Source organism: Parabacteroides sp. CT06, assembly GCF_002257605.1.
GTDB classification, from domain to species: Bacteria; Bacteroidota; Bacteroidia; order Bacteroidales; family Tannerellaceae; genus Parabacteroides; species Parabacteroides distasonis.
On the sequence record NZ_CP022754.1, the window covers coordinates 2,836,249 to 2,856,437 of the forward strand.

A 20,189-nucleotide genomic window follows, 5' to 3' on the forward strand; every position below is an offset into this window, starting at 1 on the left:
CTTCATTCTTTTTTCCGCGAATTAACGAAATCTATCGCGATATTGTTGTAGATTTGCGCTAAATAAATAGAAAAGATATCAGAGGACTTAAATACATAATCATTACCCTGCTTACATTATTCTGGATATTCTATGCGTTGCCGGGCATCTTACTGAGAATTCCTTATATTCAAAACAAAGTATCAGAAGTAGCCACGACCCAGTTATCCGGCCACCTCGGTGTGCCCGTAAAGATCGGTAACGTGGATATCGAATGGTTCAATCGCCTAGTACTGGAAGGGCTTTATCTGGAAGACCAAGACGGGAAAGTCATGTTCGAGGCGAACCATGTGGCGGCGGGATTCGAGATCATGCCGTTACTGGAAGGGAAGTTCGTCTTCACGACGGTACGTTTGTTCGGTTTCTCCTTCAACCTACGAAAACATACGCCCGAAAGCCCCTTGAACCTGCAATTCGTCATCGACGCTTTCGCCAGCAAGGATTCGATAAAGAAAGAGAAGAATATCGATCTCCGTTTCAACTCCATCATGATCCGAAGAGGTAATTTCAGCTATAACGTGGATAGCGAGAAAGAGACCCCGGGAAAGTTCAACGCCAAGCATATCGATATCAAGAACCTGAGTGCCAAGATATCCCTCAAGGCTTTTAACAAGGACAGCGTGAACGCCCATATCAAGAAGATGAGTTTCGATGAGGCATCCGGTTTCTCCTTGAATAAGTTATCGCTGAACGTGGTCGGGAACCGGGATAGCGCTTTCGTGCAGGACTTCGAGGTACGCTTGCCGCAGACAAACTTGAAGATCGGGCGTGCCCGGATCGATTTAAGCGAGATCGATAGCCTTCCCGCTCTCTTGAACAACGCTCCGATCGATTTGAATATAACACCTTCGCAAATCTGCCTGAAAGACTTATCCCCTTTCGTCCCGGCGTTCAAGAACTTCGCCGACACGATTGAGTTATCGGCCGAGGCAAACGGCTACATCAATAATTTTAACTTGAAGCGCCTCACCTTGAAGTATAGCGATAAGATGCTGTTTATCGGCCAGATGGAACTGAAAAACATCACCCATCCTGAGGAAACGTATCTTTTAGGGAAGGTGAATAAGATGTATATCACGACAGACGGCATCTCCAGTCTGGCCAATAACTTCAATGAGCGTCCGAAGAGTCTCCCGGCCCCGGTCGTCAAATTGGGGACGATCAATTTCACGGGCGAGATATCAGGCTTTTTTGATAACCTAGTCGCTTTCGGAAAATTATCGTCTTCCATCGGCTCCATACAGACAGACTTGATATTCGGTAGCAACAAGGATAAGAATATAGCCGCTTACCTACGGGGACGCATCGCCTCCAGCAACTTGCGGCTCCATGAGTTATTTGGTGAGAATAATCCTTTCGGGGAGGCTCGCTTCGACATCAATATCGATACCCGTAGACCTGTTGGCGGAAATTTCTCCGGAAATATCCAAGCACAAGTCAAGGAGTTCGATTATAAAGCTTATAAATACAAGGATATAAATCTTTCCGGTAATTTCAGGAAGAGTAGTTTCGATGGGACTATCCATGTAAACGATCCCAATGGCGAGTTACACGCCCAAGGCATCTTCCAGCACCAAGGGCAAAACTCCTTGTTTAATTTCACCGCCCGCCTCGATCATTTCCGGCCGGACCGATTGAACCTGACAGACAAATATGAGGCGCCGAATATCTCCTTGGCTTTAAATGCGGATTTCACCGGAGATAATATCGATAATCTGGAAGGTAGCATCACGTTGGACAGTCTTTCTTTCGAGACCACTCCCAGCAGCTTCTTCCTTAAGAAATTCGAAGTAGTTGCCTCGGGGCATAGTCTCGACCGGCAATTAACCATAACGTCCGATATCTTGAATGGAGAGGTCACCGGGTCTTACTCATTCAACACGCTAATCCCCAGCCTTATGAATACGTTCAAGGGATATGTGCCAGCCTTGATCAACACGACCCAGAAAAAACAAATCGTGAAAGAGAATAACTTCGCCCTCCTATTAACGATCGAGAATACGGAAGCGCTTTCTACGACATTAAAACTACCGTTCACGATGGTGCAACCCGGACGGATCACGGGACATTATAATAATATTTATAATAAGTTCCGTATCGAGGCGTGGCTTCCGAAGTTCAATCTCGGGAAATCCATGTTCGAATCCGGTTACTTGGTCTGCGACAATCCGAACGATAAGGTAAACCTCCAATTAAAAACGATTAATTATAACGACAAGGGACTGCGTAACTACCTTGATATCAAAGCAGACGCTAAAGATAATCTGGTGAACACCCTGATTGGCTGGGCGAATAATAAAGAGCGGTTATTTAAGGCCGACATCTCCGCCTCTACCCTTTTTGTCGAAGAGGAAAGCGAGAAAGGGCCGGCCAAGTTACGTACGGAAGTCACGTTGAATAAAAGCCCCCTCATTATTAAAGACACGCTCTGGACCATCAATCCGGCGAATATAACGATTCGTGAGGGCAAGATCGGTATTGAGCATTTCCGGGTAGATCATGAGACCCAGTATTTATCTATGGAAGGGACGATCTCAAAAGATCCGGCAGATACTTTATTGGTAGACTTGAAGCAAATAGAGCTGAGTTATGTCTTCGACGTATTGAATATCCCAGTCTTGCAATTCGGAGGTGAGGCTACCGGTAAGTTCTACGTGAATGATTTATTCAATAGCCGTATGCTAAACACGGATCTGGAAGTAAAGAATTTCTCATTCAACCAAACCCCCTTGGGTCGCCTCAATCTCTTCAGCGAATGGGACAACGCACAGAAAGGTATCCTTATGCTGGGAAGCATCTACAAGAACGACAGCACTTGGACGGATGTAAACGGCTATGTATTCCCGGTCGGACCCAATGCGGGGCTATCCTTATATTTCGATGCCAATGATATCAATCTAGCTTTCTTGCAGCCCTTTGTCGATACGGTCGTAAAGAACTTGCAAGGCCGGGGATTCGGAAGTATACATTTGCACGGCCCCTTTAAGGAGCTGAATGTCGAGGGAGATGCCTATGTCATGGATGGAGGGGTAGGCGTTGATTTCTTGGATACGTATTATACCTTCTCCGATTCCGTCCACCTTGACTCTACATCCGTCAATTTACGGAATATCACGGTCAAGGATCAATTCGGCAACCTAGGGAAAGTCAGCCTCAAGTTCAACCATTTGCATTTCCGGGATTATAGCTTCCTCGTAAACGTGCAAGGCAATAATATGTTGATGTATAACGCCAACCAGAAAAAGAATCCGCTGATTTACGGAACTGTATTCGCCAGTGGAACGGCGCAGATCAAGGGTAACGGTAAGTTGATCGACTTTGATATTAATATGAAAAGCGAACCTAAGACCGCTATTTATCTGGACTTCATGAATAAGAACTCGGCTACGGACTATGATTTTATCACGTTCGTCGATAAAAGCAAGTTGGCCGCTAACGTAGATTCCACGTCCACACACCCATTGAATATCGTACACGAGACAGACGAGGGAGCCGAGCTACGAATGAACTTCCTCCTTGATATCACACCCGATGCCGATATAGAGCTAATCATGGACCCGATAGCGGGAGACCGTATCAAAGGAAACGCCAGTGGAAGTTTACAAATACAATATGGAACAAGAAGTGATCTTCGTATGTATGGCGACGTGAATATCGTACAAGGAAACTATAATTTCAGCTTACAGCAAATCATCCATAAAGACTTTAAGATCAGAGACGGTAGCACGATCAATTTCCGTGGCGATCCCTTTAATGCCCATATGGATATCAATGCGATCTACAATCTGACCGCAAATATCGGAGACTTGGATCAGAGTCTCTTACAAGAAAGTTCTCGAACAAACATACCCGTCAATTGCGTCTTAAACCTTAAAGGCGCATTGCGCAGCCCGTCTATTTCCTTCGACTTAGAATTTCCGAACTCTAACGAGGAATTAGAGCGTCAAGTCAAAGCGTTTATAGACACAGAGGATATGATGACTCGGCAAATTGTTTATTTGCTGGTGTTAAATAAATTCTACACACCAGAATATGCCCAAACGAGTTATAAGTCTAGCGAGTTAAACGCCGTGGCTTCATCCGCTATCTCAGCGCAATTATCCAATCTATTAGGTAGTTTCACGGATAAAGTACAAATAGGGACAAACATACGAGCGGGACAGGACGGTTTCAAGGAAGACACGGAATATGAGATGATATTATCCAGCCAGTTGCTAAACAACCGCTTATTGATCAATGGTAATTTCGGTATGAGAAATACGGTCACTACAGGCAAAAATAACACTTTTATCGGAGAGTTCGACCTAGAATATAAGTTGACCCCCTCCGGTGAGATCCGGCTAAAGGCTTATAACCATGCCAGAGATATGTATTTCGGCCTGAAGCAAGCATTAACCATACAAGGTGTAGGTATCATGTACCGGAAAGACTTCACGAACTTCTCTGAGATTTTCAGGAGAAGAAAGAGGCCTCTTTTACCCTTGATCCCCAAAGACTCTACGAATGTCCCTCCCGTAGTCAAAGACTCAACAAATCTTTCACTGCCGACTGATAAGAAGTAAGGGAAGTACTTTTCAATACTTTCTTGCGAAGCCTTTTATCGGCCTCCGGCAAAAGATAATCCCAGATTGTCTTCATTTTAGATAATACCTGATGCTCGCCACCTTCCAACCGGGCAGCATATTCATCCATCAACGACTCATGGAACATGACTAGTTTATCCCGCCTCTCATTCACGGTCAAGACCTGTCCGGACACAAACTCAGTGGCCAGCCAAGGAGAGGCCAATAACCCTCGTCCCAGCATGATCCCGGCAAGCCCCGGAAAACGCTCCTTTATTCCTCGGATATCTTCCAGCCCCACTAAATCTCCATTATAATATAAGGGAAGTTCACATTCATCATAAAAACGAGAGAATCCATCCCAATCGATAGCTCCTTTATATTGCTGTATCCCTAACCGGGGATGCAAGGTTATATGCTTCAAAGGTAACTTATTTAATAAGGAAAGAAGCACGAATGACTCGTCGGTACACTCCCACCCCAAACGCATTTTCATAGAAAAAGAAATATCCGGGAACTCCTCAATCGTACGTAATAAAGACTCGGCCTCTTCCTTGTACCGCAAAAGTCCCGAGCCTCTATGCGCACGGACCTGCATAGGGAAAGGGCATCCTAAATTAATATCCGCTTCCTTGTATCCATTCTCTTGGAATAAACGCACGATCGGCCGAAACTCGTCTGGTGTGGAAGCGATCAATTGCGGTACGACATGTACCTGCCTATTTCTATCGCAAGCGATATCCTTCAAGTCCTTATTCCGGAAACCACCTTTCTCTATCCTTACGAAAGGAGTATAATAGGTATCTACGCCCCCGAATACTCGGGTATGCGCCTCTCTATAAACCGAATCCGTATATCCTTGCAAAGGAGCGAAATGAATGACTGCCATATCAAGCGAAGATTTCCATGAAAATCGATCTCAATTGACTTTTTGCCAACTCAAAGTCTTGGGGTACCCCCAACTCCATAGCCAAGGAGGTAACGCCTTTATCCGTAAAACCACAAGGGTTGATCAATGAAAAGTAACTCAGATCCGTATTTATATTCAAAGCAAAGCCATGCATCGTAACGAACCGGCTGCTTTTCACGCCAATCGCACAGATCTTACGGGCACGCCCCGGTACTTCAGGGTCTAGCCATACACCCGTCGCCCCTTCCAAACGTTCCCCTTTCAAGTCGTAAAGCGATAGGAAACGGATGATCGTCTCTTCCAGCATATGGATGTATTGTTTCAATCCCAGATTCCAATATTCCAGATCAAATACCGGATAACCGGTAATCTGTCCCGGCCCGTGATACGTTATATCCCCCCCTCTGTTTATATGGTAAAACGAGACCCCTCGTTCCCGTAAAGTTTCCTCGGGAATAAGCAAATTAGAGTCCTTGCCACTTTTACCGATCGTCAAGACCGGTAAATGCTCACAAAAGAATAATTGATTATCCTCTTTCTTTCCCGTTGCCTTCGCATCCAATAAGACCTCGAAAGCAGCTGTCTGATATTCTAACGCATCGGCATAAGCGATTCGTCCCAAGTCATGATAACGGAAGCTCTCCATTTCTTTCTTTTTTTAACCTTTCCGGTACCGGGATCAACTTGCCCGGCACCATATCCCATTTCTACTTTTATCAGTTTTCCCATTAAGGAAATTATTTTCGCTTGTCGTTTCAGCATATAAGGTGACGGTTTAGCAGAATTAAACTTCCGGGGATTTGGAAGTGTGGCCGCTATCAAGGCTGCCTCGCTTTTGGTCAATTGGTAGGCATGCTTACCGAAATGAGCCTCCGCTACCGCCTCCGCACCATAGATACCCTCCCCCATCTCTATCGAGTTCAGATAGACTTCCATAATACGTTCCTTTCCCCATATCCATTCGATCAAGAAGGTAAAATAGACCTCGATACCTTTCCGTAAATAACTTTTCCCCGGCCAAAGAAATACATTCTTAGCGGTCTGCTGGGAAATCGTGCTGGCACCTCTTACCCTTTTACCTTTCTCGGCCTCGGCCCGTGCCTTCTGGATTTGTTCCACATCAAAGCCATTATGCTCCATGAACAGGTTATCCTCCGACGCTATGACCGCTTGAACCAAAGGCTGGGCGATCTTGGATATAGGAACCCACGTATGACCGAGTTTCATTTTCTTCCCATCCTGATGCTGCTCATACATACGAATAAACATCAATGGCGTATAATATACGGGTACAAATTTATATACCACTACCGCCAATATACTGGATACAAACAGGAAGATCAACAGATTCCTGCACCAGATCCATATCCGTTTTACCAGAGGTGCTACCATATTCTTCTATTTGGAGAGACAAAGGTAAAGAATATTTCAGTTTCCGGCAGACTGAAACTCATAATTTACAGAAAAGGCACTATCTTTGGCTTTTGACAACTTTCCACCCTGTCATATGGTTATTTGATAAATAAATTAGTATGGAGAATCGTTTTTTAGGACTCATAGAGAATAGCATCAAGGAGCATTGGGATCTCCCGGCGTTCTCCGATTATAATGGACATACCTTCCATTATAAAGATGTAGCTCGTCGAATCGAGAAATTTCATATTATCCTAGAGCATGCCGGCATTAAAAAGGGGGATAAGGTGGCTTTAGTTGGACGGAACTCCTCCAACTGGGCGATCTGTTTCTTCGGGATCTTGGCTTATGGAGCCGTAGCCGTGCCTATTCTACATGAATTCAAACCGGATAATATACATCATATCGTAAATCATTCCGAGGCAAAGGCAGTCCTTGCCGCTTCCAGCAACTGGGAGAATATGAATGAACGCATGATGCCCGACGTGAAACTGTTCATGATGCTGGATAACTTCTCGATCATTCACAGTAAAAGCAAAGAAGTCCGGGTAGTAAGAGATCGGATTAATGAATATTTCGGTAAAAAGTACCCTCGTTCATTCACGTCGAACGATGTTCGGTATCACGTGGAAAAGCCGGAAGAATTAGCGGTACTTAATTATACTTCCGGAACCACCAGTTTCTCGAAAGGGGTTATGATCCCCTATCGGAGCTTATGGAGTAATACGCAATTCGCTTACGACAATTTACCGTTCATCCATCCGGGTGATAATATCGTATGTATGCTTCCGATGGCCCATATGTACGGATTGGCATTCGAGGTATTGAATTCCGTGAATAAAGGCTGCCATGTACACTTCCTCACACGTACCCCCAGCCCGAAAATCATAGCGGAAGCTTTCACGACGATCAAGCCGGCGCTGATCCTAGCCGTACCTCTGATTATCGAGAAAATCATCAAAAACAAGGTATTCCCCGAACTGGAGAAGCCTTTGATTAAATTGCTCTTGAAAGTCCCCTATATAGACCAGAAAGTGCTGGATACCATTTCCGCCAAGTTAACGGCGTCTTTCGGAGGAAACTTCGGGGAGATCGTTATCGGAGGAGCCGCTATCAATAAAGAAGTGGAAACGTTCCTTCATTCCATCCATTTCCGCTATACCGTAGGCTACGGGATGACCGAATGTGGCCCGCTAGTCTCCTATGCGCAATGGGATGAGTTTAAGCCCGGTTCCGTAGGACGTATCGTCGACCGTATGGAAGTCCGCATCGATTCAGAGGACCCGGAAAACAAGGTGGGAGAAATATTGGTGAAGGGTATGAACGTGATGCTCGGTTATTACAAGAATCCGGAGGCTACGAAAGCCGTTATGATGCCTGACGGATGGATGCGTACCGGCGATCTGGGAACCCTCGATAAAGATGGATTTTTATATATCCGCGGCCGTAGTAAAACCATGATTCTAGGCCCCAGCGGACAAAATATCTATCCGGAAGAGATCGAGGATCGCTTGAATAATATGCTATATGTAGCGGAATCGCTCATCATCTCCCAAGGAGGTAAACTAGTCGCCCTCATCTATCCCGATTGGGAGCAAGTAGATAAGGCAGGTATACAACATTCCGAAATCGAGAAGTTGATGCAGACCAACATTGACCAAGTAAACGAGGAGATGCCGAATTACAGTAAAATCACCTGTTTCAAGCTGTATCAAGAAGAATTCGAGAAAACACCCAAAAGAAGCATCAAGAGATATTTATACCAACCGGCCGAATAAAAAGAAAGCCGTCTTTTGTTAAAGACGGCTTCTTTTATATAAAGTAAATTTTATCCTTGACGAAAATCTTTTAAAACTTTTTGTAATTCTTGTCGAGCGAAAAAAATACGGCTCTTAACCGTCCCCAGAGGAACATCCAGTTTATCAGCGATCTCATTGTACTTATAGCCGCTCAAAAACATAGAGAATGGAACCTTCAACTCATTGTTCAAACCGTTGATCGCTTTCGTGATCTCTTGAATTTGATAAGCGCCATCCGGAGAGTCAAAACCTGAATCGTTCACGACATCCAAGTTATATAAGTCGACACCTTGATCTACGACAGTTTGCGTGCGAACGATCTTGTGATAATTGTTAATGAAAATGTTACGCATCACAGTCAAGACCCAGCCCTTAAAATTGATATTGTCTACAAATTTTTCTTGATTGTCTAAAACCTTCAGCGTTGTGTCCTGCATCAGATCTTGGGCATCATCCCTATTCGCTGTAAGCATAAGCGCAAAATTCATCATGTTTTCTTGCATGCTCAATAATTTTTTCTGAAATTGCAACGCATTCATATTTTTACTAGTTAAATAAAGTTTAATACTGTATAAGTATTATCCCTCAAACATTGAAGGATGCAACAAATATATAAATTAAAAATGGAGATATACAGTTCTTTGATAAATATTAATATTAAAAATCGTAACTTAATATTTTTGTTGTAAATCTTACTGAAAATGAGTATTATTTACAAGTTGCACAAGTTACAAAAATCAACATTTACAACAAGCCAGTTACAATTTTCAACCAAATATTAAAAACGAATATAATACAAACAAGATGAAACGTTTATTAACAATATTAACAGCTATAGTATTAATACTTGCAATCTCTCTTCAATCAGAGGCTAAAGAGAAGTCCTTAATATATACGATTGATATAAAAAAAGAGATCGATAACACCACGTGGATTTATCTCCATAACGGATTATCAGAGGCTAAGCAATTGAACGCCGATGCCATCTTATTGCATATGAACACATACGGCGGATTACTGGAATCTGCCGATTCTATGCGAACGGCTATTTTATATAGTCCCATACCAGTATATGTATTTATCGATAATAACGCAGCTTCAGCAGGTGCTTTAATTTCCATAGCATGCAAGAAAATCTATATGCGGAAAGGGGCGAATATAGGTGCGGCAACGGTTGTCAATCAAACGGGTGCGGCTCTACCTGATAAATATCAATCTTATATGCGTTCCATGATCCGTTCGACGGCTGAGGCACAAGGGAAAGATACGCTTATACAAAACGGCGACACGATCTATAAATGGAAAAGAGATCCTTTAATCGCCGAAGCGATGGTCGATGACAGAGTGATCGTCCCCAACCTCATCGATAGCGGTAAGGTATTAACACTTACCTCTCAAGAAGCACTCAAATGGGGTTATTGCGATGGCATCGCCGAGAGTCCGGATCAAGTAATCACAGAATATATCGGATGTAAGGACTATGAGATTAAAAGTTATGAACCCTCATGGTTCGATAATGTAAAAGGTTTCTTTATGAGTCCGGTAATACAGAGCTTATTAATCATTATTATCATCGGTGGTATTTACTTCGAGATGCAAACCCCGGGGCTTGGTTTTCCATCCGCCGCCGCGATAATAGCGGCTATCCTTTACTTCGCTCCTCTCTATATGGACGGGTTGGCTGAAAACTGGGAAATCCTGTTATTCATTCTCGGCGTTATATTAATAATGTTGGAGATATTCGTGATCCCGGGCTTTGGCATAGCGGGGATAAGTGGAATTATTCTCGTGGTCGGCGGACTTACGATGAGCTTACTGAACAATACTGTTTTTGATTTTCAAAACGTATCTGGAATGGATACGGGCAGAGCCGCCTTAACGGTTCTATTAGGTCTGGGTATCGGATTCACGTTAGTGATATGGTTATCCAACAAAATAGGACATAAAGGACCGCTAAAGAAAATGGCATTAAACGCTGATTTGGAAAAAGCGGTATCCAGCCCCAATTTGACACAACTGATCGGAAAAGAGGGCACGGCCGCTACCGTTTTACGTCCTTCGGGTAAAGTATCTATCGAGGGAGAGTTGTATGACGGCGTATCGGAGTCTGGCTTCATCGAGAAAGGGACTCCTATCAAAGTCGTCAGATTCGAGAGCGCGCAAGTCTATGTAATCAACCTATAAACGAGTCTATGCGATCCGTTTATAGGCAATACATTTATCGATCACGACATATTCCATCGCTCCCATAGCCATCAAATCACTTAGGATGTTACGGGCCGCATAATAATTGATATGGGCGATACGGCAAAATTGCTTTATGCTGATATAAGGATGCTCGTCGAGCCAAGAAAACAGGATCTCGACGGGCTTACTTATTTTCAGCAATGTACCTTCTTTGGTTTTCTGCTTCTTCCATGCTTGCATGAGGACTTCGTTCGCTAATATATTCTCGTCTGCAACCCGGATATAGGCCTTGTATTTATCGTCTTTATCCGGTGCCGTATGCGGTTTCTCATCGCTTGGGGCGATATAGACCTCCAATACGGTCTTCCCGTTGACATCCCAGCGCTTAGCTGTAAACGGCACCTCGGGATGCGTATACATTTTAGAAGCAGCCTCGATCATATAATATTCCTCCTCACTTCTCACACCGGAAATAGCGCCGTTATCCTTCACTCCAATCAGCAGCCGCCCGCCATCTGTATTCGCGAACGCACTCAATGTCCGGGCAATCTTCTTGCTGTCGCTCACCTCAAACTTGAAATCAAGTTGTTGATGTTCCCCTTGCTCTATAAGCGCTTCAATCGGATGTTTCTTCTTCATTTTGGCTTCTGTTTTGAGACACAAAATTAAAATAAATACCTAACTTTGGCAATCGAAAAAACAATAAACGATGTCTCAGATACCTGCGCTAATATCAGATCTTGCGGTCATACTCATATCCGCCGGGTTGGTTACCCTGTTATTCAAAAAGTTAAAGCAACCGGTCGTATTGGGGTATATCGTAGCCGGAATACTCGCCGGACCTTCCATCGAGCAAATACCGACAGTTACAGATGTGGAAAGTATCCGTATCTGGGCTGATATAGGCGTTATCTTCCTGTTATTCGCTTTGGGGCTCGATTTCAGTTTCAAGAAGTTGATGAAGGTGGGAGGAACCGCCGTCATTGGAGCCATAACCGTTGTTATAGGTATGATGACAGCGGGATATATCACGGGCTTATCACTGGGTTGGGGACATATGAACAGTCTTTTCCTCGGAGGTATGTTATCGATGTCTTCCACGACGATTATCTTCAAGGCATTCGACGACATGGGATTGCGTAACCAACGATTCGCCGGTGTCGTATTCGGTATCTTGGTGGTGGAGGATCTATTCGCCGTATTATTAATGGTATTACTTTCTACCGTAGCGGTAAGTAAACACGTGGAAGGCATGGAGATGCTGGATAGCGTGGTCAAATTAGGCATTTTCCTTTTATTCTGTTTCGTTGTCGGGATCTATTTGATCCCCTCTTTTCTGAAAAAGGCAAAAAGCTTCCTAAATGAGGAGACTCTGTTGATCGTGAGCATCGGGCTATGCCTTGGTATGGTTATGATCGCCACAAAAGCCGGATTCTCATCGGCTCTCGGAGCTTTTGTCATGGGTTCTATTTTGGCCGAGACCATTGACGCTGAACGGATCGAGCATTTGGTAAAACCCGTAAAAGACTTATTTGGAGCGATTTTCTTCGTGTCTGTAGGCATGTTAATCGATCCTCAGATGCTCTGGGAGTACAAAATCCCGATTTTCATTATCACGCTCGTAGTCATGGCCGGACAGATTTGTTTCGCCAGTTTCGGAGTATTACTGTCCGGACAACCGATAAAAATAGCCATCCAGTCTGGTTTCTCGTTAGCGCAGATCGGAGAATTCGCCTTCATCATCGCAGGTTTGGGACTATCATTAAACGTGACGGATCAATATCTGTATCCGATCGTTGTCGCCGTATCCGTGATCACGACATTCTTCACACCTTATATGATCCGGCTAGCGGAACCTACCTACAAATGGGCGGAGCGGATCATACCGGAGAATTGGAAACAGTTCTTGGAGCGATATTCATCCGGTTCCAATACGATCCGTCAAAAAAGCGCATGGAATAAGTTACTAAAAGCCTTGGTCCGCATCGTCGGTACTTATACCGCCGTCTGCCTAGTACTTATCTTTTTATGGCTACAAATCGTGACTCCGTTCATCTGTAAACATTTGCCCGGCATCCAAGGAAGTCTAATCTCCTTGATCTTAATCCTAGCTCTGATCTCCCCGATGTTGCGGGCGATCATGATGAAAAAGAATCATTCCGTGGAGTTCCAGCAATTATGGAACGATAATAAATATAACCGGGGTCCCCTAGTATCACTCGTGATCCTCAGAATCCTGCTCTGTATCGGTCTCGTCATGCTTCCTGTCGCACGGTTATTGAATGCTGCGCTAGGAATTATGCTGGCGGTCGCCTCCGCTGTTATCGTATTAATGATATTCTCCAAACGGCTAAAGAGGCAGTCGATCTTGATGGAACGGCATTTTTTCAGTAACCTTGTAGCGAGAGAAATGGAGCAAGAGCGAAAAGCCCCGATTAACCAGCGTTTCGCGAACCACTTATTAGAACGAGATCTCCATTTAGCAGATTTCGAGGTGAAGCAGAATTCCCCCAGTATGGGAAAAAGCCTGAAAGAATTAAACTTCAGGCAAAAGTGCAACGTAAATATCGTAACGATTATCCGGGGAGAGAAGCGAATCAACATACCGGGAGGAGACGAGCGGCTCTACCCGTTCGATAAACTGGTAGTAGTTGGCGCAGATGATGATCTGGAGCACTTTAGGAAATATCTGGAGGAACGCTACAAGAAATCATACGCCGAGCAATCGAACACAAGAAAGGAAGAGATGAATATGGAGCAAATCATTATCTCGGAAGGTTCCCGATTGATCGGCCGCTCCATCATAGAGTCCGGTATCCGTGATAAAGCCGCTTGCTTGGTAATCGGTATCGAACGTGGAAGTAGCTCGATCAAGAATCCGCCTCCTAGTACGGTTTTCGAGGAAGGAGATATCGTATGGATCGTAGGCGAACGGGATAAGTTGATCCAGTTAAGCGAAGGAAAAGTAGTAACCAGTTAACAAAATGATATAGAATGATGAAGTTTATAGGAATTATTCCGGCGAGATACGCCTCTACCCGTTTTCCGGGGAAGCCATTAGCGGATATGAACGGAAAGCCCATGATACAACGTGTATATGAGCAAGTAAAGGATGTCTTAGACTCCGTTTGCGTAGCTACCGACGATATCCGGATAGAGAATGCGGTTAAAGCCTTCGGCGGCCAAGTCGTCATGACCTCCGATCAACATCGTAGCGGTACGGATCGTTGCTACGAGGCTTATCAGAAAATAGGCGAAGGGTATGATGTGATTGTCAATATCCAAGGTGACGAGCCTTTTATCCATCCCGAGCAAATCCAGACGATCAAAACCTGCTTCGCCGACGCAAACACGCAAATAGCGACATTGGTAAAGCCTTTCCGTTCGGACGATGATTTCGAGAGTTCCCTATTCAATCCCAATTCCCCGAAAGTCGTACTCAACAAAAACAACGAGGCTATGTATTTCAGTCGATCTATTATTCCTTATATCCGGGGCAAGAAATATACGGAATGGTTGCCGAGTCATACCTTTTACAAACATATCGGGTTATATGCCTATCGTGCGCAAGTGCTGAAAGAAATCACCCAATTACCTCAATCCGCTTTAGAACTGGCGGAAAGCCTTGAGCAATTACGCTGGTTGGAAAACGGATATAAAATCAAGGTCGGCATCACAGAGCAAGAAACGATCGGTATAGATACACCGGAGGACATGGAGAAAGCCTTAGCCTTCCTTGCGAACCGCTGATCACTTACACTATTATTCAATGAATATAGTCAGAGTAGTACCAATAGGTGGAGGAATAACGTTCTCGTAATTCCTCCTTTGCTTTTCTACCCGATTTACAATGGATGTAATCTTGGTAATTCTCGATAACATCTTGAGGTATCTGATAACCGGCCACCTCCTCGTCCGAGCTTTTAGATAAGACTTGTACCAAAGCCTCCTCGTACAAACGGGGTACAACCTCAAATTTTCCTTTATAATAAGTATCGAACGTATTCTTAAAACTATTCAAATTCTCGTTCAGTAAATAATAGCACAACAAATAATCCAATGCCTGTTTATTTTCCGGATATTCCGCCACCAAACTTGACAGTACGCCCGGATAATCGGATATGGACATTAGTATGTCGTGCTCTCGCTCCCAATCACTTTTCCTCGGCAAACGTTTCTCCATCGACAAGGTCTCCTCACCCTTCAACTGTTCCTCCTTCGACCTTGCCCATGAGTGATAAAATAACGTCGCGTCCAATAGGTTCAGGTATTTTCTAGCCTCCTCAATATCCCCTCGCCGCATATCAATCTCCACCAGCCGCTTGATCTGCCGTACGCTTCTTTGTTTAGGGCTGAACAAGATTCCTTCGATCGCCCGGTGACGGGCCATATCCATATCTCCCAATTGATAATACACCTCATTACTGAAAAACACGGGAAGTATAGAAGACCTCAAATCGATCGGCAAGAACAAGGCGTCCGCCCCTCGTTGATAATGATCCATCAAATTCTGGGGCAACTCGTTCTTCTTGGAGAAAGCGATATTCCTATAATAACTTACCAAGATATCGGGAGAATCAAATCCGGCAGACAAATCCAAGACTCGCTCCCAATCACCCCTATAGATCGCTTGGTCTACTGCCAGAACCTTTTCCCGCTTCCGGTTCGTACCCGCTATAACAAATGAAAAGAATCCAAATACGACTAAAAAGGTTATAAGCAAGCTATGCCGGTTCAGACGTATCCTACGTATACCTTTAATCTCCAAAGCGAATATCTCTAGAATCAACGCTAAAGCGGGGAAATATACGCTCAAGCCATCCACATGGGAATATTTATAGGCCTCCTCAATGCTCAATCCATAAAAATGACGCATGAACAACGGATATAAATAACTCGATAACAAAAGAGAAAGCCAGAACCACCACCGTTTCCTATTCTTGGCTCCCTCATAGAATATCACCATCAAGGAGAAGACAAACAGCCGGCTACCGACCATGCTATAAATTATGGGAAGAAGTATAAAAGCCACCCAAACGGACGTTCTCTTATTCTTAATCCGGATGTATCCCAAGAAGAGCCATAGCACGAAAATCAACGTAAGCGTAGACGCTATACTATACGACAACCGGCAAATCAATCCCCACTCTAACGCTACCGGAAACAACGCATATATGGAGACCATATTACCATTCCCGAACTTGCGTAAAACCCGCATAGAGTAGTACCATAAGAGCAACAACACGCACGTCACGATTAACGGGCCTATCACAGTCAAATGGAAGAACTGTATCAAGAAATTCCCCACATAACAGCTCAACCAAGCCTGCTCATCCCAGAACGAAATAAAATAATCGGTGGTATACAAAAAAATCCTCATCTGCTCTTTGAAGAACAAATGGTTTGGGTAAATCCATTGAAAGAAAGCAAAGCATACTACGAAGAATATTCCCGCTATTACCCATTGAAGCGATCGTTCATTTTTTGTCATTGACAAAATCTCTTATTTATAACCTCCCTATTTCCTCAATATAGAAAAAATCAATTTCCTCATCAATCTTTTGAATACAAAACAATGCAAACAAACAAAAAGTTTTGAATAAATACAAATAAACAAATAGAATCATGATCAAGACGTCTTGTTTTTCAAGTAGACGAGCCAAGATATACAAAAAAGTCCCTTTATCTACCAATAAGCAGATAAAGGGACCTTTTTCAAGGACAACAATTACTATTATCCTATCGTTTTTTCTTAGCCTCTTGTTGTTTACGCAACGTCTCCTGCTGTGCTCGTTGAGCCTCTTCCAGACGTTTCATGAAACCGGATTTCTTCATCGGTTTCCGTTTGTTTGCCTCCAACTTAGCTAACAATTTATCCTCATTGATCGTATAGCGGAAGATCAATGTCTGCACGATTGTGATCAACGTAGAGATGAAATAGTAATACGTCAAACCGGAAGCATACTGGTTGAAGAACACCAAGAACATCAACGGCATCATGTACATCATGGCCTTCATGCCCGGCATCTGTTGCTGCCCGGTATTCGTCATCTCCATATTATACTTGGTATAAAAAATATTCGTGATCGTCATCAACAAACAGAACAAACTGATGTGATTTCCGAAATACGGAGTGATGATCGGAATATATTTATTCCAACTAAAGATAGCGTCGTAAGTAGACAAGTCGTGCGCCCAAAGGAAACTCTGGTGACGTAACTCGATCGCCGACGGGAAGAACATGAATAAAGCGATTAAGATCGGCATCTGCAACAACATCGGCAAGCAACCACTCATTGGGCTCGCCCCCGCACGGCTATATAGCTCCATCGTCGCTTTCTGCCGTTCCATAGCCTTATCCTGTCCGGGATACTTAGCGTTGATCTCCTCCACTTGCGGACGCAATACACGCATCTTGGCGGACGACATATAAGACTTATACGTCAACGGGAAAAGGATGATCTTCACGATGATAGTCATCAAAAGAATCAAGATACCATAATTATGGATAAACTTACCCAAGAAGTCGAACAAGGGGATCACGAAATATTGGTTCACCCAGCGGAAGATACCCCAGCCTAGCGGAACCAACTTCTCCAGATCCAGTTGCTGCTCGGCAGAGACTCCCTTATCGAAGGACTTCAACAAGGCGAACTTATTCGGTCCGAAATAAAAGGACAGGTTCGTGGCCTCCTTACCTTGCAAGTCGAAAGGTACGGAAGCGGTCGTCTTGAATTGTTTCAACACATCCCCCTCCGGAATCGCTTTCGAGTCTAAGGTAGTAGCCTCAAAGCCCTCTTGCGAGATCAATACGGTAGAGAAGAACATATCCTTATAACCGATCCATTTCAAGCGGTTCGGGATCTGCTTGCTGTCACTCTTCGACTCGCTCAGGTGTTCCACGTCGTCCGCCATGAACTTGTAGTTCAAGGTCACGTAGCGATCCTCAAACTTACGTCCTTTTTCCTGTTGGCGGATATCCTGCTCCCACAACAAATCCAAGGCATTCGTGCTCGGTGCCAAGACACCGTTCAATCCCGTACCCAGAATCTGGTATTGCACCATATAATCATCCGGTTTCAAGGTATAGGTAAAATCCAGATGACTACCCTCGCCGGTGTTCAAACGCATGATCACGGAATTCGGGTCATTACCTTTAACCGGGGTAAAATACAAATCGCTCGTATTCACGACACGGTTCGTTGCCGTGACCAACGTGAAATTAAAATTAGACTCTTTCTCGTCGAACAAAACGAGAGGCTCGTCATTATACGTATCATACTCCTTCAAGCGTGCGTAACAAATACGTCCGCCCTTATTGCTGATACGCAGCTCGACCACGTCATTTTGCAGGGTCGTGTAATCTTCCGTGCCCACCATAGCGTCGCCGAATACGCCGAAGCTCTGCTGCAAACGTTGCGCCCGTACCGAGTCCGGCAGGTTCTCCAACGAATCCTCCACTAAAGCACTCTTGTTCTCTTGTTTCTGCAACTCCAGTTGCTGAGCATACTCAATCTTCGCGATTGAATCTTGGTAACGGCGCTGTGCCTCCAACTGCTCAGGCGTTGGCCGGTTGAACCAGCTAAACGCGAATAATACGACACCGATCAGCAGAAAACCTATTAATGTGTTTTTATCCATTTATCACCAATTATTTTTTATTTTCGATAGCAGCTTTCACGAAGCTGAGGAAAAGAGGATTCGGATTCACCACGGTACTGTTGTACTCCGGATGATATTGAACGCCCACGAACCATTTCAAGGCGGGGATCTCTACCACCTCTACCAGATTTGTCTCCGGATTCTCACCCGTACACATCATACCGGCGGCCTCGTATTGCTTCTTATACTCGTTGTTGAACTCGAAACGATGGCGATGACGCTCTTGGATATGCTCCTTGCCGTATGCCTCCAATACCTTGGAGCCCTCTTTCAGCATACAGTCGTAAGCGCCCAAACGCATGGAACCTCCCATATTGGTAACGTTCTTCTGCTCCTCCATCAAGTCGATCACCTTATGTGCCGTATTCGGCTCCATCTCCGTAGAGTTGGCATCCGCCAAACCTAACACGTCACGCGCAAACTCGATCACCATGCACTGCATACCCAAGCAGATGCCCAAGCAAGGGACATCATGCTCACGAGCGTATTTGATAGCGGCAAACTTGCCCTCGATACCTCTCTGCCCGAATCCGGGGGCGATCAAGATACCATCCATATCCTTCAATTGCTCGGCGGCGTTCTCGTTATTTAATTTCTCCGAATGGAACAAATGCAAATCCAGTTTATGATGATTGTAAATAGCGGCTTGCAACAAAGACTCGTCGATCGACTTATAAGCGTCTTGCAATTCCACGTATTTACCAACCAAACCGATCTTCACCGTATCCGTAGCCGTGCTCTTCAAGGCAAGGAATTCCTTCCAAGGCTTCAACTCCGGAGTCGGGCCGACTTCCATACCGACCTTACGCAAGACCACCTCGTCCATCTTCTGGCGTTGCAATACCAAAGGAACCTCGTAGATCGTCGGTACGTCGATCGACTGGATCACGGAATCCTCGGCCACGTTACAGAACAACGCCACCTTACGTAACAAGTTCGCGTTCAGCTCATGCTCCGTACGTAAAACCAACACGTCTGGCTGGATGCCTAATTCCTGCAATTGCTTCACGGAATGTTGCGTAGGCTTCGTCTTATACTCTTTCGCCGCGGCGATATAAGGCACGTAAGTAAGATGTACGCAAAGGCAGTTCTTGCCCAGCTCCCATTTCAACTGGCGAACGCTCTCTATGAAAGGCAGAGACTCGATATCACCCACCGTACCACCGATCTCGGTGATCACGAAGTCAAATTTATACTTGCTACCCAATAATTTCACGTTACGCTTGATCTCATCCGTGATATGAGGCACCACCTGCACCGTCTTACCCAGATAATCCCCCTTACGCTCCTTGTTGATCACGCTTTGATAGATACGTCCGGTAGTGATATTATTCGCACGGGTAGTCTGGACATTCAAGAAACGCTCGTAATGGCCCAAGTCCAAGTCAGCCTCATGTCCATCGACGGTCACGTAACATTCCCCATGTTCATAAGGGTTCAACGTACCCGGGTCGATGTTGATGTAAGGATCAAATTTTTGGATAGTAACCTTGTAACCTCTTGCTTGAAGGAGCTTACCTAAAGAAGCGGAAATAATACCCTTACCTAAGGAAGAGACCACGCCGCCTGTAACGAAAATGTACTTTGTATCTGCCACGATAGTAATATTTTAGTTAT

General features: G+C 44.6%; 13 protein-coding genes. 5 read left to right on the top strand and 8 right to left on the bottom strand.

Translation table 11 applies throughout. The features are described from left to right. Nucleotides 1-137: 137 nt before the first annotated feature. A complete protein-coding gene (locus CI960_RS12350; protein ID WP_005855695.1) occupies nt 138-4,601 on the top strand; it encodes a translocation/assembly module TamB domain-containing protein in 4,464 nt (1,487 codons plus the stop codon). Here the strand turns inward: CI960_RS12350 and CI960_RS12355 are convergent. Genes CI960_RS12355 through mtgA form a run of 3 tightly spaced genes read right to left on the bottom strand, consistent with a single transcriptional unit; the run spans nt 4,558 to nt 6,903 of the window. After that, the gene (locus CI960_RS12355; RefSeq protein ID WP_005855693.1) at nt 4,558-5,490 is read right to left on the bottom strand and encodes a tRNA-dihydrouridine synthase family protein; all 933 of its coding nucleotides are present in this window, start codon (nt 5,488-5,490) and stop codon (nt 4,558-4,560) included. The two genes, CI960_RS12350 and CI960_RS12355, sit on opposite strands and share 44 nt — an antisense overlap. Before the next feature lies 1 nt (nt 5,491). After that, complete coding sequence (gene lipB / locus CI960_RS12360) at nt 5,492-6,157, bottom strand: lipoyl(octanoyl) transferase LipB (RefSeq protein WP_005855691.1); 666 nt, start codon at nt 6,155-6,157, stop codon at nt 5,492-5,494. Beyond that, nucleotides 6,103-6,903 (bottom strand): monofunctional biosynthetic peptidoglycan transglycosylase, encoded by an 801-nt coding sequence (gene mtgA / locus CI960_RS12365; protein WP_005855689.1) that lies wholly within the window; start codon nt 6,901-6,903, stop codon nt 6,103-6,105. Before mtgA ends, lipB begins: the two co-directional genes overlap by 55 nt. Before the next feature lie 140 nt (nt 6,904-7,043). Between mtgA and CI960_RS12370 the strand changes: the two genes are divergently transcribed. After that, on the top strand, nt 7,044-8,702 hold the full coding sequence (locus CI960_RS12370; RefSeq protein WP_005855687.1) for an AMP-binding protein: 1,659 nt from the start codon (nt 7,044-7,046) through the stop codon (nt 8,700-8,702). Nucleotides 8,703-8,752: 50 nt separating this feature from the next. Here the strand turns inward: CI960_RS12370 and CI960_RS12375 are convergent, their stop codons facing one another. Continuing rightward, nucleotides 8,753-9,262, bottom strand: a complete 510-nt coding sequence (locus tag CI960_RS12375) for an RNA polymerase sigma factor (RefSeq protein WP_005855686.1) — start codon at nt 9,260-9,262, stop codon at nt 8,753-8,755. Nucleotides 9,263-9,527: 265 nt separating this feature from the next. Here CI960_RS12375 and CI960_RS12380 point away from each other — a divergent pair, with 265 nt between their 5' ends. Next, a complete protein-coding gene (locus tag CI960_RS12380) occupies nt 9,528-10,907 on the top strand; it encodes a nodulation protein NfeD (protein ID WP_005855684.1) in 1,380 nt (459 codons plus the stop codon). 6 nt (nt 10,908-10,913) lie between these two features. On the opposite strand, the gene CI960_RS12385 is transcribed toward CI960_RS12380, so the two are convergent. Beyond that, nucleotides 10,914-11,549 carry a helix-turn-helix domain-containing protein gene (locus CI960_RS12385; protein WP_005855682.1) on the bottom strand — a complete coding sequence of 212 codons (636 nt, stop codon included), beginning with the start codon at nt 11,547-11,549 and terminating at the stop codon, nt 10,914-10,916. Nucleotides 11,550-11,619: 70 nt separating this feature from the next. Between CI960_RS12385 and CI960_RS12390 the strand changes: the two genes are divergently transcribed. Both CI960_RS12390 and kdsB read left to right on the top strand, forming a co-directional pair. Then, on the top strand, nt 11,620-13,890 hold the full coding sequence (locus CI960_RS12390) for a cation:proton antiporter (protein WP_005855680.1): 2,271 nt from the start codon (nt 11,620-11,622) through the stop codon (nt 13,888-13,890). 17 nt (nt 13,891-13,907) lie between these two features. Continuing rightward, nucleotides 13,908-14,660: a 3-deoxy-manno-octulosonate cytidylyltransferase gene (gene kdsB, locus CI960_RS12395; RefSeq protein ID WP_005855678.1), complete on the top strand. Its 753-nt coding sequence runs from the start codon at nt 13,908-13,910 to the stop codon at nt 14,658-14,660. 16 nt (nt 14,661-14,676) lie between these two features. Here kdsB and CI960_RS12400 read toward each other — a convergent pair whose 3' ends face one another. The 3 genes from CI960_RS12400 to CI960_RS12415 all read right to left on the bottom strand — a co-directional run bounded on the left by CI960_RS12400 (nt 14,677) and on the right by CI960_RS12415 (nt 20,169). Beyond that, nucleotides 14,677-16,401, bottom strand: a complete 1,725-nt coding sequence (locus tag CI960_RS12400; protein ID WP_094582368.1) for a DUF6057 family protein — start codon at nt 16,399-16,401, stop codon at nt 14,677-14,679. 248 nt (nt 16,402-16,649) lie between these two features. Next, a complete protein-coding gene (yidC, locus tag CI960_RS12410; protein ID WP_005855674.1) occupies nt 16,650-18,551 on the bottom strand; it encodes a membrane protein insertase YidC in 1,902 nt (633 codons plus the stop codon). A gap of 10 nt (nt 18,552-18,561) precedes the next feature. Then, nucleotides 18,562-20,169, bottom strand: a complete 1,608-nt coding sequence (locus tag CI960_RS12415; RefSeq protein ID WP_005855672.1) for a CTP synthase — start codon at nt 20,167-20,169, stop codon at nt 18,562-18,564. Nucleotides 20,170-20,189: the final 20 nt, after the last annotated feature.

Excerpts from the sequence above, each read along its gene's own strand:
- CI960_RS12380 (WP_005855684.1), top strand. The coding sequence starts at position 9,528 with ATGAAACGTTTATTAACAATATTAACAGCTATAGTATTAATACTTGCA.
- CI960_RS12370 (WP_005855687.1), top strand. The coding sequence starts at position 7,044 with ATGGAGAATCGTTTTTTAGGACTCATAGAGAATAGCATCAAGGAGCAT.
- yidC (WP_005855674.1), bottom strand. The coding sequence starts at position 18,551 with ATGGATAAAAACACATTAATAGGTTTTCTGCTGATCGGTGTCGTATTA.
- CI960_RS12355 (WP_005855693.1), bottom strand. The coding sequence starts at position 5,490 with ATGGCAGTCATTCATTTCGCTCCTTTGCAAGGATATACGGATTCGGTT.
- CI960_RS12400 (WP_094582368.1), bottom strand. The coding sequence starts at position 16,401 with ATGACAAAAAATGAACGATCGCTTCAATGGGTAATAGCGGGAATATTC.
- CI960_RS12385 (WP_005855682.1), bottom strand. The coding sequence starts at position 11,549 with ATGAAGAAGAAACATCCGATTGAAGCGCTTATAGAGCAAGGGGAACAT.
- lipB (WP_005855691.1), bottom strand. The coding sequence starts at position 6,157 with ATGGAGAGCTTCCGTTATCATGACTTGGGACGAATCGCTTATGCCGAT.
- kdsB (WP_005855678.1), top strand. The coding sequence starts at position 13,908 with ATGAAGTTTATAGGAATTATTCCGGCGAGATACGCCTCTACCCGTTTT.
- mtgA (WP_005855689.1), bottom strand. The coding sequence starts at position 6,903 with ATGGTAGCACCTCTGGTAAAACGGATATGGATCTGGTGCAGGAATCTG.
- CI960_RS12375 (WP_005855686.1), bottom strand. The coding sequence starts at position 9,262 with ATGAATGCGTTGCAATTTCAGAAAAAATTATTGAGCATGCAAGAAAAC.
- CI960_RS12390 (WP_005855680.1), top strand. The coding sequence starts at position 11,620 with ATGTCTCAGATACCTGCGCTAATATCAGATCTTGCGGTCATACTCATA.